The following is a 22,809-nucleotide window of genomic DNA, read 5'->3' on the forward strand; positions in this document are numbered from 1 at the left end:
GGCCGGTCCCCCGGTCACACGAAGACCGCCACGGCGCGGGCCCGCTCGCCGCGCTGCTCGTAGAGCGCGAGGAACTGTCCGTCCGGCGCGAACACCGCGTGGGGCGCGTCTGCAGGAAGGGCGAGGTCCAGGGCGCGACCGACACGCACGTCGGCGGCCTGCTCCTCGTCGAGATCGACAGCGGGGAAGCTCGCGCGGGCCGCCACCGAGATCGGCACGACGGCGAAGTCGTCCGACAGCTCGTCGAGGGTGCGTGCGACGTCGAGGTCGAAGGGGCCCACCGCCGTGCGCCGCAGCGCCGTCAGGTGCCCGCCCACCCCGAGCGCGGCGCCGACGTCGCGGGCGATGGCCCGGATGTAGGTGCCCGACGAGCAGCGGACCGAGATGTCCACGTCGAGGAGGTCGCCCACCACCCGCTGGTCGTGCACCACGAGCTCGCGGATCGTCACCGGCCGGGCCTTCAGCTCGACCTGCTCGCCGTCACGCACGCGGGCGTAGGCCCGCTTGCCGTCGACCTTGATCGCGCTCACGGCGGTCGGCACCTGGAGGATGTCGCCGACCTGCGTCGCCAGCTGCGCCCGTACGTCGTCGGCCCCCACGCCGTCGACGCGGTGGGTCGAGGTGACCTCACCCTCGGCGTCGTCGGTGGTGGTGGAGGCGCCGAGCCGCACGGTGGCGTCGTACGCCTTCTCGGTCAGCATCAGGTGGCCGAGCAGCCGGGTGGCGCGGTCGACGCCGAGCACCAGCACTCCGGTGGCCATCGGGTCGAGGGTGCCGGCGTGCCCCACCTTGCGGGTGCCCGCCAGCCGGCGCACCCGCGCCACGACGTCGTGCGACGTCATGCCCGGCGACTTGTCGACCACGACCAGTCCGGGGTCGACCATCAGGCGCGGTCGTCCTCGTCGTCGAGGTCGTCGTCCTCGTCGAGGTCGTCGTCCTCGTCGATCACGCGGGGCTTCTTGTAGGGGTCGGCCTCGCCGGCGTACGCCTCGACGCGGCGGGCCGCGACCTCCTCGTCCTGCTGCTTCGCGCGGGCCAGGACCTCCTCCAGCTCGCGGGCGCTCTCGGGGAGGGCGTCGGGGATGAAGGTGAGGGTCGGCACGATGCGCATGCCGAGCTGCTTGGCGACCTCGGAGCGGATGACGCCCTTGGCGGACTCGAGCGCGGCGGCGGTGCTGGCGCGCTCCTCGTCGGCACCGAGGACGGTGTAGAAGATCGAGGCCTGCTGCGAGTCGCCGGTGACCCGGACGTCGGTGACGGTGACGAAGCCGAGGCGCGGGTCCTTGATCCGGCGCTCGAGCATCTCGGCGACGATGACCTGGATCCGGTCGGCGATCTTGCGGACGCGGGGGTTGCTCATGGGCTCACTCTCTCAAACGGTGGTGACCGGGCACTTCCTCGCGCTGACACGCGCCGACCGGGCGGTTCCTCGCGGCGTAGCGCGAGGAACCGCCCGGTCGACTCTGTTCAGCGCGAGCAAGTGCCCGCTCGGCAATCAGCTGCGCGGGATCTCGCGCATCTCGAAGGACTCGACGATGTCGCCGATCTGGATGTTCTGGTAGTTCTTGAGCACCAGACCGCACTCGAAGCCCTCGCGGACCTCGGAGGCGTCGTCCTTCTCGCGGCGGAGCGAGGACAGGTCGAGGTTGTCGGCCACCACGGCTCCGTCACGCAGCACACGCACCTTGGCGTTGCGGCGGATGAGGCCGGAGGTGACCATGCAGCCTGCGATGTTGCCAGCCTTGGACGAGCGGAAGATCTCGCGGATCTCCGCCTGGCCGAGGGTCGACTCCTCGTAGACGGGCTTGAGCATGCCCTTGAGCGCCGCCTCGATCTCCTCGATCGCCTGGTAGATGACCGAGTAGTAGCGGATCTCGACACCTTCCTTGTCGGCCATCTGGCTCGCCTTGCCCTGGGGGCGAACGTTGAAGCCGATGATGATGGCGTCCGAGGCGGCAGCCAGGTCGACGTTGGTCTCGGTGATCGCACCGACACCGCGGTCGATGACCCGCAGCGAGACCTCCTCGCCCACGTCGATCTGCGACAGGGCGTCCTCGAGGGCCTCGACCGATCCGGACACGTCGCCCTTGAGGATGAGGTTGAGCTCCTGGCTCTCGCCCTTCTCCATGGAGGCCATGAAGTCCTCGAGGCTGCGACGCACGCGACGCTTGGCCTGCATGGCCGCACGCTCGCGCGCCTCACGCTTCTCGGCGATCTGGCGGGCCATGCGGTCGTCCTCGACCACGATGAAGTTCTGGCCCGCGCCGGGGACGGCGCTCAGGCCCAGCACCATCGCGGGACGCGACGGGTCCGCCTCGGTGATCTCGTTGCCGTGCTCGTCGAGCATGGCGCGGACACGACCGTGGGCGGGACCGGCGACGATCGAGTCGCCGACGCGCAGCGTTCCGCGCTGGACCAGGACCGTGGCGACCGGACCGCGACCGCGGTCGAGGTGCGCCTCGACCACGAGGCCCTGTGCGTCCTGCGTGGGGTTGGCCCGCAGGTCGAGCGAGGCGTCCGCGGTCAGGACCACGGCCTCGAGCAGCTTGTCGAGGTTGAGCCCCGCCTTGGCCGAGACGTCGACGAACATCGCGTCGCCGCCGTACTCCTCGGGGATCAGGCCGTACTCGGTGAGCTGGCCGCGGACCTTCGTCGAGTCGGCCTCCGGCTTGTCGATCTTGTTGACCGCCACGACGATCGGCACGCCTGCCGCCTTGGCGTGGTTGAGCGCCTCGACCGTCTGCGGCATGACGCCGTCGTCGGCCGCGACGACCAGGATCGCGATGTCGGTGGCCTGGGCACCACGGGCTCGCATGGCGGTGAACGCCTCGTGACCGGGGGTGTCGATGAGGGTGATGCGACGGTCGTCGCCGTCGACCTCGGTGTGGACCTGGTAGGCACCGATGTGCTGGGTGATGCCACCGGCCTCCTTGTCGACGACGTTGGCGTTGCGCAGCGCGTCGAGGAGCTTGGTCTTTCCGTGGTCGACGTGACCCATGACGGTCACCACCGGCGGGCGGATGACCAGGTCGGACTCGTCACCCTCGTCGGCACCGAACTCGAGGTCGAACGTCTCGAGCAGCTCACGGTCCTCGTCCTCGGGGGACACGATGACCACGACGTAGTTGAGCTCGTCGGCGAGCAGCTCGAACGTCTCGTCACCCACGGACTGCGTGGAGGTCACCATCTCGCCGAGCGAGAACAGCATCTGCACCAGCGCAGCGGCGTCGACGTTGATCTTCTCGGCGAAGTCGGTCAGCGAGGCACCACGCGGCAGGCGGACGGTCTCGCCGTTGCCCTTGCGGACGCGCACGCCACCGATCGTCGGGGCCTCCATGGCCTCGAACTCCATACGACGCGCACGCTTGGACTTCCGCCCTCGACGCGACGGGCCGCCGGCGCGCCCGAAGGCACCCTGGGTCTGGCCACGCTGGCCGGGACGACCGCCACCGGGGCGACCGCCACCGGACGGGCCGAAGCCACCAGGACGACCGGGAGCGCCGCCGGGAGCACCGCCACCGGCACCGGGACGACCCGGAGCGCCACCGCGACCGGGAGCACCCGGACGACCGGGGCCGCCACCGGGGCCACCGCGGGCCGGACGGGCGCCGGGACCGTTGCCGAAGGCGGCAGGCGACTTCGGCATCATCGCGGGGTTGGGGCGCGGCATGCCGGGGCGTGCGTCGCCACCGCCGGCCGGCGGACGCGGCGGACGGTTGTCGTCGCCGGGCGTGCGCGGGGCCGGGCGCGAGCCCATGCCCTGGCTCGGGGCGAACGGGTTGTTGCCCGGGCGCGGGGCGCCGGGGCGACCCACGGGACGCGGTGCCGGGGACGGGGCCTTGGCAGCCGGAGCTGCCGGGGCCGCCGGCGGCTCGGGCTCGGCGGCCGGGGCCGTCGGCTCGGCGACAGGTGCCTTGGGGCCGGGCTTCGGACCGGGCTTGGCGGCCGGGGCCGCCTCCTCGACGGGTTGTGCCGGGGCAGAAGCCTCGGCGGGCGTCTCGGCGGGGGCCTCGGTCGCGGCAGGCGCGGCAGGGGGCTTGGGGCCGGGCTTGGGTGCGGCCTTCTTGGCCGGCGCCTCGGTCGCGGTGTCGGCGGCGGGAGCGGAGGCCGCAGCGGCCTTCAGCTCGTCGCCGTACTGCTTCTTGAAGCGCATCTCGACGGGGGGCTCGACGGTCGACGATGCCGACTTGACGAACTCACCCATCTCCTTGAGCTTCTCGAGAACGAACTTGCTCTCGACTCCGAACTCCTTGGCGAGTTCGTGGACTCGGGTCTTTGCCACGGTTGGTAACTACTCCTTCTGGTCCGTGACCCCAGAAGGAGGGGAAACGGAACAGCTAGTGGGTGTGCACACTCATTACGAGTTACTCATCGAGTGCTCATGAGCTGCGTGCTCCAGTTTCTGGTCGGTCGTGCTGTGGGTCGGAATGGTGGTGCAGCGAGGCGAGGTGGTCCTCCACCGGCGCTCCGGCGAGCGGGACTCCCGAGCGCAGGGCCCGGGGGAATGCTCGACGTCGCACCGCGAGCTCCCAACACTCGAGCGTGGGGTGGAGGTGCGCCCCACGACCGGGTGCCCGGCGGTCCGGATCGGGCACCAGGGCGGGCGTGCCCCCGGCGTCCGAGCCTGCGACCACTCGCAGCAGCTCGCTCGCAGCGACCCTGGCCCGGCAACCCACGCACGTCCGGACGGGTCCGGGCGCAGGGGTGTCAGACGTGATGGTCACTGTGAGTCACTCTACTGCGTGGAGCCAGTGGTTCACGAACTGAGGCTCACTCGGCGGCCGGCTCAGGATCCGGGGCCTCGTCCGAGCGGATGTCGATGCGCCAGCCGGTGAGCCGGGCGGCGAGACGGGCGTTCTGCCCCTCCTTGCCGATAGCCAGGGACAGCTGGAAGTCCGGGACCACCACCCGTGCGGACCGCGCGGCCAGGTCGACGATCTCCACGGAGTTGACCCGGGCCGGCGACAGGGCGTGGGCGACCAGCTCGGCCGGGTCCTCGGCCCAGTCGACGATGTCGATCTTCTCGCCGTGGAGCTCGCTCATCACGTTGCGCACCCGCTGGCCCATCGGACCGATGCAGGCGCCCTTGGCGTTGACGCCCGGGATGGTGGAGTGGACGGCGATCTTGGTGCGGTGCCCGGCCTCGCGGGCGATGCCGGCGATCTCGACGGTGCCGTCGGCGATCTCGGGCACCTCGAGCGCGAAGAGCTTCTTGACGAGCGTGGGGTGCGAGCGGGACAGGGTGACCTGCGGGCCGCGCATGCCCTTGCGCACGGAGATGACCAGGCACTTGATGCGCTCGCCGTGGACGTAGCTCTCTCCCGGAACCCGCTCGCTGATCGGCAGGATCGCCTCGAGCTTGCCGAGGTCGACCATCACGTCGTCGGGATTGCGGCCCTGCTGGATGATGCCCGAGATGATGTCGCCCTCCTTGCCGGAGAACTCGCCGAAGGTCTTCTCGTCCTCGGCGTCGCGCAGCCGCTGGAGCATCACCTGCTTGGCGGTGGTGGCCGCGATCCGGCCGAAGCCGGCGGGGGTGTCGTCGTACTCGGGTCCGGCGACGCCGTCCTCGTCGACCTCACGGGCCCACACGGTCACGTGGCCGGTCTTGCGGTCCAGCTCGACGCGCGCGGGGTGCTGCGACTCCGTGGCGCGCTGGTAGGCGGTCAGCAGGGCCTGCTCGATGGCCTCGGCCAGCACCTCGAAGGAGATCTCCTTCTCGCGCTCCAGCATCCTCAGGATGCTCAGATCGATGTCCATCAGTCGTCCTTCTTCTCGCTCTTGCGGTTGAACTCGACCTGCACGAAGGCCTTCGCGACGTCGGCGTAGGCGACCTCGCGCGTCTCCCCCGACACGTCGAGGATCACCGACTCCTCCGAGGAGTCGGTGATGCGGCCGGTCACGGTCTCGCCGTCGGCCAGGGTGACCTTCACGAGCCGGTCGGAGTTGCGGCGCCAGTGGCGCGGCAGGGTCAGGGGGCGGTCGACACCTCGGGAGGTGACCTCGAGCGTGTAGGGCATCTCGCCCATGACGTCGGACTCGTCGAGCACCCGCGAGACCTCGCGGGTGGCGTCGGCGACGTCGTCGAGCGTCACGCCACCGTCCTTGTCGACCGCGACGCGCAGCACGCGCCGCTTGCCGGCGGGGGTGACCTCGACGGCTTCGACGTCGAGACCCATCACGCTCAGGGGGTCGACCAGCTCCGCCTCGATGCGGTCCCGGGTGGCGTCCTGACGGGGTGTGCTCATCGGGTGCGACCTCCTTGTGCTGTTGTCGAAGGATCACCCTAGCGGCCGGTGCCGGAGCCGGCTCATCCACCGCCGACCGGTCCGGACCGCGGCAGGTGGTAGGTAGGGTTCGGGGGTGCCCGGACGCCCCCTCTCCCGCCGTACGGCGGTGGGCTCGGCACTCGCGACGCCCCTGGTCCTTGCGGCGTGCGACATCGACCCGCCGCCTCGCGACGACGCCTCCGCCGCCTCACCGCCGCCCCCGGAGGACGCCGAGCTCGTGGCCACCGTCGTCGCCGCGCTGGTGCGCGCAGAGGGCGTGCTGGCAGCCACCGCGGCAGCGCCGGGACTCGCCGCCCGGCTCGAACCCCTGGTCGCCGCGCACGCTGCGCACCGCGAGCTGCTCGCGGGTGCGGTCGCCGACACCGAGCTGCCCGGAGCCTCCCCCGCCCGCGTCCCCGACGCGCCGGACCGGGCACTGGCTGCCGTACGCCGCTCCGAGCAGCGGCTGCTGCGGCAGCTGCGCGAGGCGTGCGTCGCCGCGGCCAGCGGCGACCTCGCGCGCGTGCTGGCCAGCGTCGCCGCATCGACCGCCCAGCACTCCGCAGCCCTGGGCTCCGGGACGGCGGCATGACGGTCCTCGACGCCCTCCAGCAGACCCTCGCCGCCGAGCACGCCGCGCTCTACACCTACGGCGTGCTGGGCGCGCGCACCTCGCAGGCCGCGACGACCGAGCTGTACGACGTCCTCACAGCCGGCTACCGCCGGCACCGCGCTCGCCGGGACCGTCTGCGACTCCTGGTCGTGGAGGCCGGCGGTGAACCGGTGGCGGCAGCGGCGGCGTACGGCCTGGACGGTCGACCGGTGCGCCCCGCGCAGCTGCAGGCCGCGGCGCTGGAGCTCGAGGCCACCGGTGTGGCCACGATGCTGGCCCTGGTGGCCAGGTCGACCGGCACGGTCCGCGAGTGGGCCATGGCGGAGGCGACGTGGTCGGCGTCGTGGCAGCTGGAGCTGGGCGGCGAGGCGCAGACCTGGCCCGGCGCCCCCGAGCTCGGCTGAGGCCACGGGAAAGGGAAACGGCCCGCGGCCTCAGCCTTTGGGAAAGTCCCGAGATCTCTCCCAAAGGCCGAGGACGCGGACCGCTACATGGGGTTGGTCAGCATCACCCTGTGTGGCCCACTTGTGGGGTAGTGGCGGCCACATGCACAATCATGCATTCGATCGGGCGGTTGGGAAAGCACATCCGACTTGCATGTTCTCGCAACGCACAAACATGCAGGACCGGTCCGTCGGCGCCTGGGTGAGGGTCAGCTGCGGACGGCCTCGACCACGCGCGCGGCGGCCGCGTCGACCGCGACCTCCTCGCGCTCGCCGGTCCGGCGATCGCGCACCTCGACGGTGCCGTCGGCCAGGCCGCGGCCCACGGTGACGATCGTGGGTACGCCGATGAGCTCGGCGTCCTTGAACTTCACGCCCGGGCTGACCTTGCCGCGACGGTCGTCGAGCAGGACCTCGACGCCCTGGGCGGTGAGGTCCGCGGCGAGCTTCTCGGCGGCCTCGAAGATCGCGTCGTCCTTGCCGGCGGCCACGACGTGGACGTCGGCGGGCGCGACGTTGCGCGGCCAGCACAGGCCGATGTCGTCGAGGGTGCCCTCGGCGATGGCGGCCACGGCACGCGAGGGGCCGATGCCGTAGGAGCCCATCGTGACGGTGACGAGCTTGCCGTTCTCATCGAGGACCTTGAGCCCGAGCGCCTCGGCGTACTTGCGACCGAGCTGGAAGATGTGGCCCATCTCCACGCCGCGCGCCGACTCGAGCGTGCCCTCGACGCAGTTGGGGCACTCGTCGCCGTCACGCACGTCAGCGGCCTCGATGGTGCCGTCCGGCGTGAAGTCACGCCCGGCCACGAGGTCGACGACGTGGGATCCGGCGACGTTGGCGCCGGTCACCCAGCGGGTGCCCTCCACGACGCGAGGGTCGACGAGGTAGCGGATGCCGGACTTCGACTCCTCGCCGAGGACCTCGGGGCCGATGTAGCCCTTGACCAGCGCGGGGTGCTTGGCGAGCTCGCCCTCGTCCATGGGCTCCACCTCGATGGGCTCGAGCTGGCCCTCGAGGCGCTTCTGGTCGACCTCACGGTCCCCGGGCACGCCGATGGCGAGCGGCTCGCGCGTGCCGTCGGGGTGCTTGAGCACGACGAGCACGTTCTTCAGGGTGTCGCCGGCGGCCCAGGGCCGGTCGTCGCGCGGGAACGTGGCGTTGAGGTGTTCGACCAGCGTGTCGATGGTGGGGGTGTCGGGAGTGTCCTCCGCGTGCGCGGTGGGCGCGTCGGCGTACGAGATCGCCTCGGGCGCGCGCACCCGGACCGCCTCGACGTTGGCGGCGTAGTCGCACGCGGTGCAGCGGACGTAGGTGTCCTCTCCGACCTCGGCCTTGGCGAGGAACTCCTCGCTGGCCGAGCCTCCCATCGCGCCCGAGGTCGCCTTGACGATGACGTAGTCGAAGCCGAGCCGGTCGAAGATCCGGATGTAGGCGTCACGGTGCTGCTGGTAGGACTTCTCGAGCCCGGCATCGTCGATGTCGAAGGAGTAGGAGTCCTTCATCACGAACTCGCGCCCGCGCAGGAGGCCCGCGCGAGGACGGGCCTCGTCGCGGTACTTCGTCTGGATCTGGTAGATCGAGAGCGGCAGGTCCTTGTAGGAGGAGTAGAGGTCCTTCACCACGAGGGTGAACATCTCCTCGTGGGTGGGACCGAGGAGGTAGTCGGCGCCCTTGCGGTCCTGGAGGCGGAAGATGTTCGGGCCGTAGTCGGTCCAGCGGCCGGTCGCCTCGTAGGGCTCCTTGGGCAGCAGCGCGGGGAACGACAGCTCCTGGGCGCCCATGTCGTCCATCTCGTCGCGGATGATGGCCTCGATCCGGCGCAGCACGCGCAGGCCCAGGGGCAGCCAGGTGTACATGCCCGGCGCGACGCGGCGGATGTAGCCGGCGCGGACCAGCAAGCGGTGGCTCGGGACCTCGGCGTCGTTGGGGTCGTCGCGCAGGGTGCGCACGAACAGGGTCGACATGCGGAGGAGGCGGCCAGTCATGGGCGCAAGGATAGGTGTGCGCCGCGCGGCACCGCACACCAGATTCGGCAGTGCCTAGACTGCCGGCTCCTCCACCGTCCGAACCGAAGGACCGAGCCGTGCCCGAGCGCCCCGAGATCGTCTGCATCTGCGGCTCGACCCGCTTCGTCGACGAGATGGCCGAGGCCAACCGGGACCTCACCTTCGCCGGCGCGATCGTCCTCGCGCCGGGCGTCTTCTTGCGCGTGGAGGACCGCGGCGCGGACGCCTCGATCACGCCGGAGCAGAAGGCGGCGCTGGACGAGCTGCACCTGCACAAGATCGACCTGGCCGACCGGGTGCTGGTGGTCAACCCGGGCGGCTACGTCGGCGACTCGACGAGCCGGGAGATCGCCTACGCCCGCGCGACGGGGAAGCCGGTCACGTTCACCCATCCCGGCTGAGTGCCGCTCCTAGGTGCCGAGCACCGTGAACGACGCCGCCGTCGCGGCCAGGACCGGGTCGCCCGCTGCCACGGTCCGCGCGGCGAGCAGTGCGTCGCCGAGCCCGCCGCCCGAGCGGAGCCGAGCGTGCAGCGCCACCATCACCTCGACCGTCGCGGCGTCGTCGACCTCGGCGAGGCTCGACACGACACCGGCGGTGCCCATCGACAGGAGCGCTGCGGCCAGTCCGAGCAGCTCCTCGTCGCCGACGGGCGCCATCACGCCGGACTCGCAGGCCGACAGCACGACACGGTGCGGCGGGTGCTCGAGCCGCTGGAGGTCGTGGACCAGCAGCGGTCCGTCGGCGAGCGTGAGCGCGGAGAACAGCGGGCTGTCCTCCCGGAAGTGTCCATGAGCCGCGACGTGCGCGAGCGAGGCGCCGTCCAGCGCCGCGAGCGCCGCCGCGACCGTCGCCGCCTCGCCGTCCAGCACCTCGGCGTCGGGGTCCTGGGCCGCCACCGCGGGCACCTCCGCCCCTCCACTCCCGAGCCCGGGGCCGACGAGCATCACGCGACGGGCGTCCTCCGCCGGAGCCGCAGCGCGGGCGCGCAGCCACAGCCGCGCTGACGGCGTGCTGGTCACGGGTCGGTGGGCCAGGGACGGCAGCAGGCCCCAGGGGACGCCCTGCAACGCCGACGTGCCGGACACGACGACCCGGGACTCCCCCACCCCGTCGAGCGCCGTCCCGAGCAGCGACCGCTCCAGCCGGGCGCCGGCGACGTCGAGCTGGGAGCGACGCCCGCGCGCTGCCTGGCGCATGGCGAACAACGAGAAGTCGACCGCGGCCGCGCCCGCCGCGGCGTCGCCGACCACGAGGTGGCGTACGCGTCCGCGACCCGCGACGAGCGCGTGCAGCACGCCGTCGATCTCGGTCAGCTCGACGAGCACGGTGTCGTCCTCGGCCAGGGAGTCCAGCAGCACCCCGACGTCGAGGGCCCTCGCCGCCACGCCCGAACCACGCGCCTGGAGCATCCGGCGCCTCACCTGCTGCTCGAGGCGGGCGGCCCGGCTCTCGAGACCATCGGTGGGAGACCCCTCGGCACGCGCCTCCTCCACCCGGCGTCGCTGCGCACGCAGCGCTGCGAGGTCAGCGAGCGCCCGGGGATCGTGCGCCCCGCTCCCGGAGGCCGTGGCGAGCGCCGTCGCCCGCCAGCGCTCAGACCAGCGCAGCAGCCGGCGGGCGTCCCCCGAGGCCAGCGCCGTGCGCGTGCCGAGCTCGGCGAGCGACGCGCCGTGGCCCGAGGAGCCCGCGCGCAGCTCCTGGCTCCCGAGGGTGGCCTGGTGCTCGTCGAGGGCCCGGAGGCCCAGGTCGCACGCCCGCAGCACGTCGCTGGGGGCACCTGACCCCTCACGCAGATGGGCCTGCGCGAGCCAGCCCAGCGCGCGCACGGCGCTGGTCGGCGCACGCCGATAGGTCGTCGCCTCGGCGAGCCAGTCGGCCGCCAGGCCTGCGGCGCGGAGGGACCGGACCTGTCGGGCGAGTCCCGCGCCCAGCAGCAGTGCGCGTGGGAGCTCCGGCGCGTCGGCCTCCCGAAGCCCGGCGACGACCCGCTCCACCCGCCGGAGCAACGGCGCCGCCGGCTGTCCCGCGCGCTCGCGAGCGGTGAGCGCGAGGAGGTCTGCCTCGAGGCGGCGGACGGGGCGGGACTGGGCGCGCATCAGGGCCGATCCCTCGTCGGCCGCCGTCACCGCACGCTGCCAGTCCCCGGCGGCGAGGGCGGCCTCGGCGACCGCGACCAGGAGGTCGGCGTGCTCGCGCTCCTGGAGCGGACGCGCGACCAGGGCCGCCTCGACGGCGGCGAGGGCGTCGTGGGCCAGGCCACCCGAGAGGTAGGCCGCAGCCTGGTCGAGGACGAGGTCCACGTTGGTCACACAGAGGTCGTCGTAGCACCCCGCCGCGTCGGCGTACCTCTCGAGCGCCTGCGGCAGGTCGCCACGGATGGCGGCCAGCCACCCGGTGTTGTGGTGCGCGATGGCGACCCCGTCACCGTCACCGAGGCGCGCCGACATCCCGCCGTACTCCGCGAACGCCTCGGCCGCCGACTCGAGGTCGCCCAGCCTGGCGGCGACGAGGCCGTGCAGGTTGAGCGCGCGGGCCTCCCACACCTCGTCGCCCGACCCGGCGAACAGCCCTCGCGCGCGGCGCAGGTCCGCGGCGCTCTCCTCGAACCGGGACTGGAGGTAACCCTGGACGTAGGCGCGCCGCACCAGCACCCGCGCCAGGGGTACGCCGTCGAGCGTGGCCGCTGCCTCGTCGAGGTACCTCAGCCCGGCCCGCATGCGGCCGGCAGTGCACAGCGAGCCGCCGAGGGTGGCCATTGCGTCGGCCACCCGGGTCGGGTCGCCCGAGCGGCGCGCACACCGCAGTGAGGTGCGCAGCCGGGCGAGCGCCTCATCGGTCTCCCCGAGGTCACGCAGCACGATGCCGACGACCTGGTGGCCGATCGAGGTGACCGCAGGGTCGTGGTGGGGCACGAGCTCGTGCTCGGCACGGACCCGTGCGGCCCCGGGATCGGCGAAGAGCGTGCGCAGCAGCTCCTCCGCCTCGTCGCGATCCACCCGGCCATCCTTGCGGATCTCGTCGAGGACTTGCGCGGATTCCACCCCTGACGGTGACCTCTCAGGGCTAGCGTCGGACCCATGGCGAGCGACTGGAAGATCGGCAACGACGCACGACGACGCACCACCGACCAGCTGCGCGACTTCCGCGAGGCGAACGACGGTGCGGTGGCCTGGGACACCGAGGCGCCGGCGGACTTCACCTACGTCTTCCACCCGCACCACGTGCTGGTGCGCGTCGAGGATGTCGAGGAGTTCGAGGCCGCGGTCGCCCGGCTGGACAAGGGCGTGCTCGGCGACCCGCCGCAGCGCGACGACGTGCGCCTGCTCGACGGTGAGCTGGTCCGCTACCTGCTCGGTGAGCGACCCGGCGGCGAGTCGGTGCCGGACGTCCTCGACCTTCTCGAGGCAAGGGGCCTGCGCCGCGGCGCTGCCTCCCCCGACCACTGGGTCCACGTGTCCCCCGGGGGCGGCCCCGGCGGCACGCTCTGCCCGGCGATCGAGCCCGAGGAGACCGGGCTGGCCGAGCCCTGGCCCCCGCTGGTCCCCCAGCACGAGGTCGCGTGCGACGTCCGCGTCGTCGTGGTGGACACCGGGTGGAACCCGGCGTCGGGGAACGACCCGCGTACGCCCTGGCTGCACGGCGTGCACGGTGACGACGAGCTCAACGGCCCCGACCTGCGCCCCTACGCCGGGCACGGCACCTTCATCGCCGGCGTCGTGCGGTGCGTCGCTCCGGAGACGAAGGTCTTCGTGCAGGGTTTCGCGATCGGCGGGCTCCACGGCGGCGGCGTGCTCGAGTCGGACCTGGTGCACCACCTCGAGAAGGCCCTGGACCACGACCCGCAGGTGATCAACCTGTCGGCCGGCTGCCGCACCCGGCTGGACCTGCCGTCGATCGCGCTGGAGAAGTTCCACCACAAGCACCTGCGCCACCGCGACTGCGTGCTCGTGGCAGCGGCCGGCAACGACTCCTGGGCGGCGCCGTTCTGGCCGGCCGCCTTCGACTGGTGCCTCGGCGTCGGCTCGATCGACCGCGACGAGCGGGTCTCGGACTTCTCCAACTTCGGGGTGTCCGCGGACGTCTACGCGCTGGGCCGCAACCACGTCAACGCGTTCCCGGACGGGACGTTCACGTGCCACGAGAGCCCCGACAAGGGCGACGTACGGGTCTTCACCTCCGGGATGGCGCGGTGGAGCGGCACGTCCTTCGCCGCGCCCTACGTGGCGGGACGGATCGCCCGTGAGATCTCCGAGACCGGGTCGTCAGCGCGTGACGCGCGCGACGCCGTGCTGGCCCGCGCGAGGTACGACTCCGATCCGATGGTCGGCCCACACCGCGAGCTGGACCTCCTCTAGAGCTCGACCCAGCGGCTGCTGGACGAGGTCGGGCCGATCCGCACGGTGAAGCGCACCGAGCCGGTGGGCTCGGCGGTGATCGCGAAGAACCCCACCTCGTCCACGCCGGTCGTCCACGACCGTCCGTCCGCGGTCTCGACCGTGACCTCGACGGTCCCCATGTCGCCGTCGAGGTCGAGCACCTGCCCGCGCACCTGGTCGCCGTCGACCTCGGCCTCCATCGACCAGCCCTCGGCCGCGGTGAACCACAGCATCCGGGCGGTGGCCAGGCCGCGCACCTGGGCGAGCGGCTCGTGGGCGGAGTCGCGGACCAGGACCAGCATCTCCCACTCCGCGTCGAGGTCGGCGGCCGCGACGGCGGCGATCATCGTCTGCGTCAGTCCGGGCGGCGGCGGGTCGTAGGTCGTCCACACGGCTCGCAGCTCCTCGAGGAGAGCGGCATCGTCATCGGTGGTCATCGCGCGCCTCCTCCCATCAGGGCGGATCGGACCTTGGCCAGGCACCGCGCCCGGGTGGGCCCGATGCTCCCGACAGGCATGTCGAGCTCCTGGCTCAGGGACTGGTAGTCGGGCCGGTCCATGAAGGCCACGACCCTCAGCAGCTTGCGGCACCGTTCGTCGACCGACGCCACGGCTCCCCACAGCCGTGCCGCCTCGTCGTCACGCTGGGCGATCGCCTCCGCCGACTCCGCGTCCGGGAGCACGGCGTGCAGCGTCTCGTCCTCCACCGGTGCCGCACGGCGTGCGGTCCGGGCGTGGGCGGCTGCGCCGCGCCTGGCTGAGGTGATCAGCCAGGACGCGACCGCCTGCGGGTCCTCGATGGTCTGGTGGAGCCGCACGAACCCCAGCCAGGTCGCCTGGATCACGTCCTCGGCCGACTGTCGGTCGTGCCCGTATGCCCTCACCACGTGCCAGAGCACCGGTGTCATCGCGGCAACCAGCTCGTCCACCGCGCTGGCGTCCCCTGCACGCCAGGCGATGAACGCCCCACTGGCCATGTCCCACGGTGACTGGTCGGACTGCCCCTCAGCCCTTCGGTCCTCTGACATGGTGACCATTGTCCCCATGTCTTCACAGGAGGCGGCACGCGCCGTGCTGATACGTCCCGGCCGGACTTCTTTTTGCCGGCTCGATCGTGGCTAGAACATCAGGGTCGCGAAGGTCGCCGTCTGCTCGAAGCCGACACGGGCGTACGCCGCACGCGCGGGCGTGTTCCACTCGTTGACGTAGAGCGAGACCACCGGCGCCACGCCTGCGTCGAGGACGTGCGCGACCACGGCGGCCATCCCGCTCGCCGCGAGACCCTCGCCCCGGCGGTCCGGTCGCACCCACACGCCCTGCACCTGGGCGGCGTACGGGGTGACGCAGGCGATCTCCGCCTTGAAGACCACCCCTGCCTCGTCGAAGCTCGCCATCGACCAGCCGCGCCCGATGAGCTGCTGCACCCGCGCGCGGTAGAGGTCGCCGCCCCCGGCGTCGTTCTCGGGGGAGACCCCGACCTCCTCGGTGTACATCGCCACACAGGCCGGGTAGAGCACCTCGAGGTCGCCCTGGGTCGTGAGACGTACGTCCGTGGCGGGCGCGAGCTCGGGCACGTGGTCGATCTCGAGGTGGGGCTGGCGCAGCCGCATCTCGCGCGGGCGGGTCCACCGCGGCTCGAGGACCTCCCAGAGCGCTGAGACGACGTCGCTGGGACCCACGATCGTGCCGACGTGGCCGCGTCGGCGCAGCGCCGCGTCGGCGAAGACGCCGACGTCGTCGGGCGTGCACTGCACCGGCACCAGGTTGGCACCGAGGTGGCAGCCGGCGACGAGCTCGTCGCCGTCGAACCGGCCCCAGACCTGCCCACCGAGCCAGCGCTCGTCGAGGTTGGTGAGGCGCGCACGGTAGTCGGCGAAGACGTTGACCACCGGGTCCTGCTCCGCGAGCGCCACGAACCGGTCCCGGTCACCCGGGCCCAGCACGCGCACCTGTTCGCGGGTCCTCAGCACGCTGCGAGCCTAGGGCCGCGGCGGTCGCCACGCCCGTCGGCCCACGGGATGGGCGTCAGCTGACCGTGACGGAGGCCTCGGAGCCCTCGACCGGGTCCATGCCCTCGGCGAGGCGCATGGCCTCCTCGATGAGGGTCTCCACGATCTGCGACTCCGGGACGGTCTTGATGACCTCGCCCTTGACGAAGATCTGGCCCTTGCCGTTGCCGGAGGCGACGCCGAGGTCGGCCTCGCGGGCCTCGCCCGGACCGTTGACCACGCAGCCCATGACGGCGACGCGCAGCGGCACCTCCATGCCCTCGAGGCCGGCGGTGACCTCCTCGGCGAGCTTGTAGACGTCGACCTGGGCCCGGCCGCAGCTCGGGCACGACACGATCTCGAGGCGGCGCGGCTTGAGGTTGAGCGACTCCAGGATCTGGAGACCGACCTTGACCTCCTCGACCGGCGGCGCGGACAGCGAGACACGGATGGTGTCGCCGATGCCCTTGCTGAGCAGGTGGCCGAAGGCGACCGAGGACTTGATCGTGCCCTGGAAGGCGGGGCCTGCCTCGGTCACGCCGAGGTGCAGCGGCCAGTCGCCCGCCTCGGCGAGCAGCTCGTAGGCGCGGACCATCACGACGGGGTCGTTGTGCTTGACCGAGATCTTGAAGTCGTGGAAGTCGTGCTCCTCGAACAGGCTCGCCTCCCACACGGCCGACTCGACCAGCGCCTCGGGCGTGGCCTTGCCGTACTTGTCCATGATCCGCTTGTCGAGCGAGCCGGCGTTGACGCCGATGCGGATCGAGGTGCCGCGGTCCTTGGCGGCCCGCGCGATCTCCTTGACCTGGTCGTCGAACTTGCGGATGTTGCCGGGGTTGACCCGGACCGCCGCGCAGCCGGCGTCGATGGCAGCGAAGACGTACTTCGGCTGGAAGTGGATGTCGGCGATGACCGGGATCTGCGACTTCTGCGCGATGGCCGGCAGGGCGTCGGCGTCGTCCTGGCTCGGGCACGCGACGCGGACGATGTCGCACCCGGTGGCGGTGAGCTCGGCGATCTGCTGGAGCGTGGCGTTGATGTCGGAGGTGAGCGTCGTGGTCATCGACTGCACCGAGATCGGCGAGTCGCTGCCGACCCCCACGGAGCCCACCTTGATCTGGCGGGTCTTGCGACGCGGAGCGAGGACGGGGGGCGGGAGGGCAGGCATGCCGAGGCCGACGGCGGTCATGGCGCCCATCGTACGGGCCGGGGCGTCACGTCCCCCCGGCGCGGTTGCGTCGGCTGGGGCGGTGCGTGAGACAGGTTCTCGGAGGTCGAAAGCTGTCTTGCTCACCGCTGCCCGGCCAGCCCCCAGCAGACCGGTGCGTGGGACACGTTTCTGCGCCACCGAACCTGCGTCACGCACCGCTGAGCGGGACGGCCGAAGCCCGCCCCGTACACCGCTCAGCTCAGGCGCAGCGGTACGACGATGTCGGCCACGATGAGCACGACGCCCATCACGAGCATGGCCATCCCCACCACGTAGGCCACCGGCAACAGCCTGGCGACATCGACGTGCCCGGGGTCGGGACGACCGCGCAGCCGGGCGACGCCGCGCTTGACGCCCTCGTAGAGGGCACCGGCGATGTGGCCGCCGTCGAGCGGGAGCAGCGGCACGAAGTTGAACATGCCGATGAAGAAGTTGAAGCTCGCGATGAGGAAGAGCAGCGTGACGATCTTCTCGGTCAGCGGGAAGGCCTCGCTGGAGGCCGCCTCGCCGGCGAAGCGGCCGCCGCCGACGATCGAGACGGGGCTCTCGGGGTCGCGCTCCTGGAGCCCGACGATCGCGCGGCCGACCTCGTAGACCTTGACCGGCAGCTGCGCGAGGGCCTGGGCGGTCTCGACCGTCATCGTGCCCATCTGCACGCCGGTGTAGAGCACGCCGCCGGTCTCGAGGCGGGTCACGGGCTGCACGCCGAGGAAGCCGACCTCGGTGAGGGTCTCGTCCTCCAGCGAGGTCTGGCGCAGCGTGACGGTCGTGTTGGTCGTCAGTGTCAGCTGCTCGTCGCCGCGTCGCACCTCGAGGACCGCGTCACCGTCGGCGTTGCCGCGGATCTGCGACTGGAAGCTGTCCCAGTCGCTGAAGGGGGTGCCGTTGAAGCTGAGGATCTCGTCGCCCGGCTGGAGGCCGGCCTCCTTCGCGGGCGTCGTGGGGTCCTCGGTCGTGCAGTCGCGCGGCAGCTCCTCGACCGGGATCACGCACTCGGGCACGCCGGCGACGGTGGGCTCGACGACCTCGTCGCGCGGGTTGCCGTAGGTCGCGAAGAGCAGCACGAAGAGCGAGAAGGCGATGGCGATGTTGACCATCGGGCCACCCGCCATCACGATCACCTTCTTCCACCACGGCAGGCGGTAGAAGAGCCGGTCGGTGTCGTGCTGCTTGACGTACTCCCACTCCGCGGCTCGCGCGTCGGAGATCAGCTGGGTGAACATGCCGGTGTTGGATCGGCGCACCTTGTGCACCGCCTCGCCGAACTCGTCGTACGTCGTCTCCTCGACGAGACCCTCGGCGCCCGGGGGGAGCATCCCGACGATCTTGACGTAGCCGCCGAGCGGGATGGCCTTGATGCCGTACTCGGTCTCGCCGATCTGCTTGCTCCACACCGTCGGCCCGAAGCCGATGAACCACTGCGGGACCTTGCAGCCGAACTTCTTGGCCGGCACGAGGTGACCGAACTCGTGGAGCCCGATCGAGACCAGGATCGCCACCACGAAGGCGACGACACCCAGGGTGTAGAGCAGGGCGGTCATGCAGGCAGGTCCTTCGGGTGCGGGGCTGGCTGGGGCGGGGTGCGGGGAGGGCTCAGATCAGGGCTGCCGGATCAGTTCGGAGGCCTCGGCACGCGCCCAGGCATCGGCGGCGAGGACGTCGTCCACCGTGAGGTGCTCCCTCGATGGTACGCCGTGCGCGGCCAGGACCTGCGAAACCGTGGCCACGATGTCGGGGAAGCCCAACCTGCCCTCGTGGAAGGCGTCGACGGCCACCTCGTTGGCGGCGTTGTAGACCGCCGGGGCAGTGCCGCCCCGCTCACCCGCCGCCCGGGCGAGGGTGACGGCCGGGAAGACCTCGTCGTCGAGCGGCTCGAAGCGCCAGTCGGCCGCCTTCGTCCAGTCGATCGGGGTCTCTGCGTCGGGCACCCGGTCGGGCCACCCCATGCCCAGCGAGATCGGCACCAGCATCGTCGGCAGGCCCAGCTGGGCGACCACCGCGCCGTCGACGAACTCGACCATCGAGTGGATGAGCTGCTGCGGGTGCACGACGACGTCGATGCGGTCGAAGGGGACGTCGAAGAGCAGGTGCGCCTCGATCACCTCCAGTCCCTTGTTGACCAGGGTCGCGGAGTTGGTGGTGATCACCCGGCCCATCGCGAAGTTGGGGTGCGCCAGCGCCTGCTCGGGGGTGACCGCAGCGAGCTCGTCTGCGGTGCGGCCGCGGAAGGGACCGCCCGACGCGGTCAGCACGAGTCGGCGTACCTCCCCGGCGCTGCCGGCGCGCAGGCTCTGCGCGATCGCGCTGTGCTCGGAGTCGACGGGCACGATCTGGCCGGGACGGGCCCGCTCCCTGACCAGCGGGCCGCCGATGATCAGCGACTCCTTGTTGGCCAGCGCGAGCGTGGTGCCGGCGTCGAGGGCGGCGAGCGTGGGGCGCAGCCCGACCGCGCCGGTGATCCCGTTCAGCACGACGTCGCAGGGCCGGGCGGCCGCCTCGGTCGAGGCCTCCTCACCCAGCCCGGAGAACGCTGGGCGGAACTCCTCGACCTGCGCGGCGAAGAGGTCGGGGTTGGACCCGCCCGCGGTCAGCCCAACCACGCGGAACCGGTCGGGGTGGGCGCGGACGAGGTCGAGGGCCTGGGTGCCGATCGACCCGGTCGAGCCGAGGATCACGATGTCGCGGACAGTCACCGCGCCAGTGTGGCAGGGCGGTGCACCCCCTCCCGGCCGCCCCCGACCCGATCAGGCCTGCGGCGGGTCGAACGACCACAACCTCAGTGCGCCGACCTCGACGAGCGTGGCCCCCGAGGGCATGGCCGACAGCTGGTCGTCGGACGCGCCGAGGGCGGTCAGCACCGGCAGCACGCTCTCGCCGCGGCGGGAGAGCACTGCGTCACCGGGAACGTCGGCGCAGCCGGCCGGGTCGGTGCGACCGGCTCGCATCGCGACGTCCCACGCCACCTCGTCACCACCGGCGACGAGGACGACACCGGCGTCCGTCGCGGTGAGCCGCACCTTCGCGGACGGGCTCGGCGAGTCGTCGTACGACGCCACGGCACCGACCCGGGCCACCGCGAGGGCGGCGACGACCGCCGTCTCCCCCGGCAGGGGGTCGAGCGCGACCTCGTCGCCCAGCTCGACGCCGAAGGCGCGCAACACCCCGGCACAGGCCGCCACCTCGGTGAGCAGCCGGGCGAACGTGTGGTCCGCGCCGTCGAGGGTGAGCGCGACCTCGTCTGCGCGACCGCGGATCACGGGTAGGTCGAGCGCCACGTAGCAGGCGTTGAGCGTGCCCGGATCACCGTCGGTGGGCACGCGGAACCAGGCGACGTCCACCATGGCTCAGGCCAGCCCGTTGTCGGCGGTGGCGGCCGGCTTCTCCGGGGTCCGGAGCCAGGCCTGGAAGAACGAGGTGAGGTCCTGGCCGCTGACGCGCGCGGCCAGCGCCTCGAACTCCGCGCTCGACCCGTTGCCACCGCGCTGCTCGCGAATCCACGTGCGCAGCACCCGCCAGAAGACCCGGTCGCCCACCCGGTTGCGCAGCGCCTGGAGCGTCATCGCGCCGCGGCCGTAGACCGCCGCGTCGAAGACGCGCTCGGCGCCCGGGTCCCCGACCACGACGTCCCAGAAGCCCGAGGACGCGGCGACGCCGTCGTAGTAGCTGCGCAGGGTCGCCGCGCCCGAGCGACCCCCGTGGGTCTCGGCCCACCGCCACTCCATGAAGCTGGCGAAGCCCTCGTTGAGCCAGATGTCGCGCCAGTGCTGGACAGCGATGTCGTCGCCGAACCACTGGTGGGCCAGCTCGTGGACGACGAGGCTGACGTAGCTGCCGCCGACCGCCGGGTAGGTCGGGCGGGTCTGGTTCTCGAGCGCGAAGCCCGGGTCGAGGCCCGTGGTGATCCCGCCGACGACCGAGAACGGGTAGTCACCGAGGTCCTTCTCCAGCGCGGCCACGACCTCTGGAGTCCGCTTCATCAGCCGCATGCTCGCCCGCTGGTCGCGGGGGCTGAGCAGCTCCGAGACCGCCACGAGCCACGGCAGTCCACGGCGGGTGCCCTTCTCGATGGCGAAGTCGCCGGCGGCGAAGAAGGCGAGGTAGGGCACCATCGGCTCATCCGCACGCCAGTGCCAGGTGGTCCACCGCTTGCCGACCTCACGACCCTTCAGCTCGCCGTTGGAGATCACCTCACGTCCCCGCGGCACCTGCACCTTCACGTCGACGAGCGCCTTGTCGAGCGGGTGGTCGTTGGCCGGGAACCACCACGGCGCCATGTGTGGCTCGTTCATCGTCACGACCTCGCGCGAGCTCGCCAGCCAGTTGCGCTCCCCTGCGTAGGCGTGCCGGCCCGGCTTGTCGGCGTACGTCACCACGACGCGGTGCTCGGTGCCCGCAACTAGCGACCGGGCCGGGGTGATCCGCAGCTCGTGGCCGCCGTCGGTCTTCGCGTACGCCGCCCGCTCGCCGTCGACGGTGACCTTCGTGACCTCGAGCAGGAAGTCCAGCGAGAAGCTCCGCAGGTCCTGCGTGGCGGTGAGCTCGATCCGCGTGCGGCCGCTGAGCCGCTTGGTCGCGAGCACGTAGCGGTGCGAGATGGCGTACGACGCCACGTCGATGCCGCCGTTGCCGTCGAGCGGCCAGTAGGGGTCGCCGATGCCGGGCGCACCGTCGAGCGGCGTCGACGTGCGCGCGGTCGCGGTGGCACCGGTGAGCCCGACGGCCAGGGCGCCGACCAGCGAGGCGGCGAGCACGGTCCGAGAGAGAGTTCGCGTGGGCACTCCCCGAACCTAGCGCCTGTCGCCCCCGGACAAATGCGTTGCGCGGCCCCGTCGCATCCTCGACGATGGCCCCGGCGCCCCGCCCTCGTCGTGCTGCCCGCACGCCGTGCCCGTCGTGAAAGGAGCCGTGACATGTCGATCACTGTCCCCGGCCTGTCCGCCGACCACCTCTCACCGACACGGAGCACCCGCCTTGTCGCACGACATGCACCCACGATTCCCGGAGGACTTCCTCCGACCTGACGACCGCGTCCCCCTCGAGGGGCTCGACGAGTCGTTCGTCTTCGACTACGACACCTACGCCGACGAGCTCGGCGAGGGCCAGCGCTGGTCGCGCTGGGAGGACCTCGAGGCGCTGATGCGCGGTCCCGAGCCGCGACCCGACTGGGTCGTGACCTCCAGCGGCGCGATCGACACCGACCTCGGCGTCCTCAAGACCGGCAAGGAGGCCGACGTCTTCCTGCTCGAGCGCGCCGACCCGCACGACCCGGACGGCGCGGTGGTGCTGGCCGCCAAGCGCTACCGCGACACCGACCACCGCACCTTCCACCGGGCTGCGGCCTACACCGAGGGTCGCTCGATGAAGCGCTCGCGCGACGAGCGCGCCCTCAAGCGGAAGTCCACGTGGGGCCGCCAGGTCGCGGCCGGCGAGTGGGCGATCTCGGAGTGGGACGCCCTGCGCCGCTGCTGGGAGCTCGGCCTGCCGGTGCCCTACCCCGTGCAGATCGACGAGACCGAGATCCTCATGGAGTGGATCACCCACACCGTCGACGGGGAGGTCGAGACCGCGCCCCGCGTGGCCCAGGTCCGCCCTGAGCGGGCGGTCGTCGAGGGCTACTACGACCAGCTCCGCGACGCGCTCGCCACGATGGTGCAGTCGGGGATCGTGCACGGCGACCTGTCGCCCTACAACACCCTCGCCGCCGGTGACCGGCTCGTCATCATCGACCTCCCGCAGGTGGTCGACCTGGTGGGCAATCCGCGGGGCATGGACTTCCTGCTGCGCGACTGCGCCCACATGTGCGCCTGGTTCCGCTCGCGCGGGCTCGACGCCGACGAGCAGGAGCTGTTCGGGGAGCTGATGGCGCACGCCTTCTGACGCGGTGGCCGGCAACATAGGT

21 protein-coding genes are annotated in these 22,809 nt (G+C 72.1%); 5 read left to right on the plus strand and 16 right to left on the minus strand.

Going from position 1 to position 22,809, the window contains the following annotated elements:
* Positions 1–14: 14 nt before the first annotated feature.
* The 6 genes from truB to rimP all read right to left on the minus strand — a co-directional run bounded on the left by truB (position 15) and on the right by rimP (position 6,248).
* On the minus strand, positions 15–884 hold the full coding sequence (gene truB / locus K4G59_RS04240; protein ID WP_231249543.1) for a tRNA pseudouridine(55) synthase TruB: 870 nt from the start codon (positions 882–884) through the stop codon (positions 15–17).
* The gene (gene rbfA, locus K4G59_RS04245) at positions 884–1,360 is read right to left on the minus strand and encodes a 30S ribosome-binding factor RbfA (protein ID WP_231249545.1); all 477 of its coding nucleotides are present in this window, start codon (positions 1,358–1,360) and stop codon (positions 884–886) included. Before rbfA ends, truB begins: the two co-directional genes overlap by 1 nt.
* 135 nt (positions 1,361–1,495) lie before the next feature.
* Positions 1,496–4,282 (minus strand): translation initiation factor IF-2, encoded by a 2,787-nt coding sequence (gene infB, locus K4G59_RS04250; RefSeq protein ID WP_231249547.1) that lies wholly within the window; start codon positions 4,280–4,282, stop codon positions 1,496–1,498.
* Between the two features lie 97 nt (positions 4,283–4,379).
* Positions 4,380–4,724 (minus strand): YlxR family protein, encoded by a 345-nt coding sequence (locus K4G59_RS04255; RefSeq protein WP_308189343.1) that lies wholly within the window; start codon positions 4,722–4,724, stop codon positions 4,380–4,382.
* Between the two features lie 46 nt (positions 4,725–4,770).
* Positions 4,771–5,760: a transcription termination factor NusA gene (gene nusA / locus K4G59_RS04260; protein WP_231249548.1), complete on the minus strand. Its 990-nt coding sequence runs from the start codon at positions 5,758–5,760 to the stop codon at positions 4,771–4,773.
* Positions 5,760–6,248 carry a ribosome maturation factor RimP gene (rimP, locus tag K4G59_RS04265; RefSeq protein WP_231249550.1) on the minus strand — a complete coding sequence of 163 codons (489 nt, stop codon included), beginning with the start codon at positions 6,246–6,248 and terminating at the stop codon, positions 5,760–5,762. Before rimP ends, nusA begins: the two co-directional genes overlap by 1 nt.
* Positions 6,249–6,363: 115 nt before the next feature.
* Between rimP and K4G59_RS04270 the strand changes: the two genes are divergently transcribed.
* Both K4G59_RS04270 and K4G59_RS04275 read left to right on the plus strand, forming a co-directional pair.
* Entirely contained in the window at positions 6,364–6,861 is a 498-nt protein-coding gene (locus tag K4G59_RS04270; RefSeq protein ID WP_231249552.1) for a hypothetical protein, read from the plus strand.
* On the plus strand, positions 6,858–7,286 hold the full coding sequence (locus K4G59_RS04275) for a DUF4439 domain-containing protein (RefSeq protein ID WP_231249553.1): 429 nt from the start codon (positions 6,858–6,860) through the stop codon (positions 7,284–7,286). The genes K4G59_RS04270 and K4G59_RS04275 overlap by 4 nt, the downstream gene beginning before the upstream one ends.
* A 248-nt stretch (positions 7,287–7,534) precedes the next feature.
* On the opposite strand, the gene K4G59_RS04280 is transcribed toward K4G59_RS04275, so the two are convergent.
* On the minus strand, positions 7,535–9,313 hold the full coding sequence (locus K4G59_RS04280; protein WP_231249555.1) for a proline--tRNA ligase: 1,779 nt from the start codon (positions 9,311–9,313) through the stop codon (positions 7,535–7,537).
* Positions 9,314–9,411: 98 nt separating this feature from the next.
* Between K4G59_RS04280 and K4G59_RS04285 the strand changes: the two genes are divergently transcribed.
* Positions 9,412–9,735 carry a hypothetical protein gene (locus K4G59_RS04285; RefSeq protein ID WP_231249556.1) on the plus strand — a complete coding sequence of 108 codons (324 nt, stop codon included), beginning with the start codon at positions 9,412–9,414 and terminating at the stop codon, positions 9,733–9,735.
* 9 nt (positions 9,736–9,744) lie between these two features.
* On the opposite strand, the gene K4G59_RS20370 is transcribed toward K4G59_RS04285, so the two are convergent.
* Entirely contained in the window at positions 9,745–12,333 is a 2,589-nt protein-coding gene (locus K4G59_RS20370; protein WP_231249558.1) for a CHAT domain-containing protein, read from the minus strand.
* Positions 12,334–12,414: 81 nt separating this feature from the next.
* On the opposite strand from K4G59_RS20370, the gene K4G59_RS04295 reads away from it, so the two are divergent.
* Positions 12,415–13,692, plus strand: coding sequence for a S8/S53 family peptidase (locus K4G59_RS04295; protein WP_231249559.1), 1,278 nt, complete (start codon positions 12,415–12,417; stop codon positions 13,690–13,692).
* On the opposite strand, the gene K4G59_RS04300 is transcribed toward K4G59_RS04295, so the two are convergent.
* The 8 genes from K4G59_RS04300 to K4G59_RS04335 form a co-directional block, all read right to left on the minus strand.
* Complete coding sequence (locus K4G59_RS04300; RefSeq protein ID WP_231249561.1) at positions 13,689–14,150, minus strand: hypothetical protein; 462 nt, start codon at positions 14,148–14,150, stop codon at positions 13,689–13,691. The two genes, K4G59_RS04295 and K4G59_RS04300, sit on opposite strands and share 4 nt — an antisense overlap.
* Positions 14,147–14,740 carry an RNA polymerase sigma factor gene (locus tag K4G59_RS04305; RefSeq protein WP_231249563.1) on the minus strand — a complete coding sequence of 198 codons (594 nt, stop codon included), beginning with the start codon at positions 14,738–14,740 and terminating at the stop codon, positions 14,147–14,149. The genes K4G59_RS04300 and K4G59_RS04305 overlap by 4 nt, the downstream gene beginning before the upstream one ends.
* 90 nt (positions 14,741–14,830) lie before the next feature.
* Positions 14,831–15,682 (minus strand): GNAT family N-acetyltransferase, encoded by an 852-nt coding sequence (locus K4G59_RS04310; RefSeq protein WP_231249564.1) that lies wholly within the window; start codon positions 15,680–15,682, stop codon positions 14,831–14,833.
* A gap of 55 nt (positions 15,683–15,737) precedes the next feature.
* Complete coding sequence (ispG, locus tag K4G59_RS04315; protein WP_231249566.1) at positions 15,738–16,889, minus strand: flavodoxin-dependent (E)-4-hydroxy-3-methylbut-2-enyl-diphosphate synthase; 1,152 nt, start codon at positions 16,887–16,889, stop codon at positions 15,738–15,740.
* Positions 16,890–17,104: 215 nt separating this feature from the next.
* Positions 17,105–18,451, minus strand: coding sequence for a M50 family metallopeptidase (locus K4G59_RS04320; protein WP_231249567.1), 1,347 nt, complete (start codon positions 18,449–18,451; stop codon positions 17,105–17,107).
* A gap of 57 nt (positions 18,452–18,508) precedes the next feature.
* Positions 18,509–19,603, minus strand: a complete 1,095-nt coding sequence (gene dxr / locus K4G59_RS04325; protein ID WP_231249568.1) for a 1-deoxy-D-xylulose-5-phosphate reductoisomerase — start codon at positions 19,601–19,603, stop codon at positions 18,509–18,511.
* Positions 19,604–19,654: 51 nt separating this feature from the next.
* Positions 19,655–20,251: an AMP-binding protein gene (locus K4G59_RS04330; protein WP_231249570.1), complete on the minus strand. Its 597-nt coding sequence runs from the start codon at positions 20,249–20,251 to the stop codon at positions 19,655–19,657.
* A 3-nt stretch (positions 20,252–20,254) separates the two neighbouring features.
* Positions 20,255–21,688 carry a M1 family metallopeptidase gene (locus K4G59_RS04335; protein WP_231249572.1) on the minus strand — a complete coding sequence of 478 codons (1,434 nt, stop codon included), beginning with the start codon at positions 21,686–21,688 and terminating at the stop codon, positions 20,255–20,257.
* A 205-nt stretch (positions 21,689–21,893) separates the two neighbouring features.
* Between K4G59_RS04335 and K4G59_RS04340 the strand changes: the two genes are divergently transcribed.
* Complete coding sequence (locus K4G59_RS04340) at positions 21,894–22,787, plus strand: serine protein kinase RIO (protein WP_231249573.1); 894 nt, start codon at positions 21,894–21,896, stop codon at positions 22,785–22,787.
* Positions 22,788–22,809: the final 22 nt, after the last annotated feature.

It is taken from the genome of Nocardioides furvisabuli, assembly GCF_021083185.1.
Taxonomy (GTDB): Bacteria; Actinomycetota; Actinomycetes; order Propionibacteriales; family Nocardioidaceae; genus Nocardioides; species Nocardioides furvisabuli.

Coding starts and splice junctions, on each gene's coding strand:
- truB (WP_231249543.1), bottom strand. CDS start 884: ATGGTCGACCCCGGACTGGTCGTGGTCGACAAGTCGCCGGGCATGACG.
- rbfA (WP_231249545.1), bottom strand. CDS start 1,360: ATGAGCAACCCCCGCGTCCGCAAGATCGCCGACCGGATCCAGGTCATC.
- nusA (WP_231249548.1), bottom strand. CDS start 5,760: ATGGACATCGATCTGAGCATCCTGAGGATGCTGGAGCGCGAGAAGGAG.
- rimP (WP_231249550.1), bottom strand. CDS start 6,248: ATGAGCACACCCCGTCAGGACGCCACCCGGGACCGCATCGAGGCGGAG.
- K4G59_RS04275 (WP_231249553.1), top strand. CDS start 6,858: ATGACGGTCCTCGACGCCCTCCAGCAGACCCTCGCCGCCGAGCACGCC.
- K4G59_RS04280 (WP_231249555.1), bottom strand. CDS start 9,313: ATGACTGGCCGCCTCCTCCGCATGTCGACCCTGTTCGTGCGCACCCTG.
- K4G59_RS04295 (WP_231249559.1), top strand. CDS start 12,415: ATGGCGAGCGACTGGAAGATCGGCAACGACGCACGACGACGCACCACC.
- K4G59_RS04300 (WP_231249561.1), bottom strand. CDS start 14,150: ATGACCACCGATGACGATGCCGCTCTCCTCGAGGAGCTGCGAGCCGTG.
- K4G59_RS04305 (WP_231249563.1), bottom strand. CDS start 14,740: ATGTCAGAGGACCGAAGGGCTGAGGGGCAGTCCGACCAGTCACCGTGG.
- ispG (WP_231249566.1), bottom strand. CDS start 16,889: ATGACCGCCGTCGGCCTCGGCATGCCTGCCCTCCCGCCCCCCGTCCTC.
- K4G59_RS04320 (WP_231249567.1), bottom strand. CDS start 18,451: ATGACCGCCCTGCTCTACACCCTGGGTGTCGTCGCCTTCGTGGTGGCG.
- K4G59_RS04330 (WP_231249570.1), bottom strand. CDS start 20,251: ATGGTGGACGTCGCCTGGTTCCGCGTGCCCACCGACGGTGATCCGGGC.
- K4G59_RS04340 (WP_231249573.1), top strand. CDS start 21,894: ATGCACCCACGATTCCCGGAGGACTTCCTCCGACCTGACGACCGCGTC.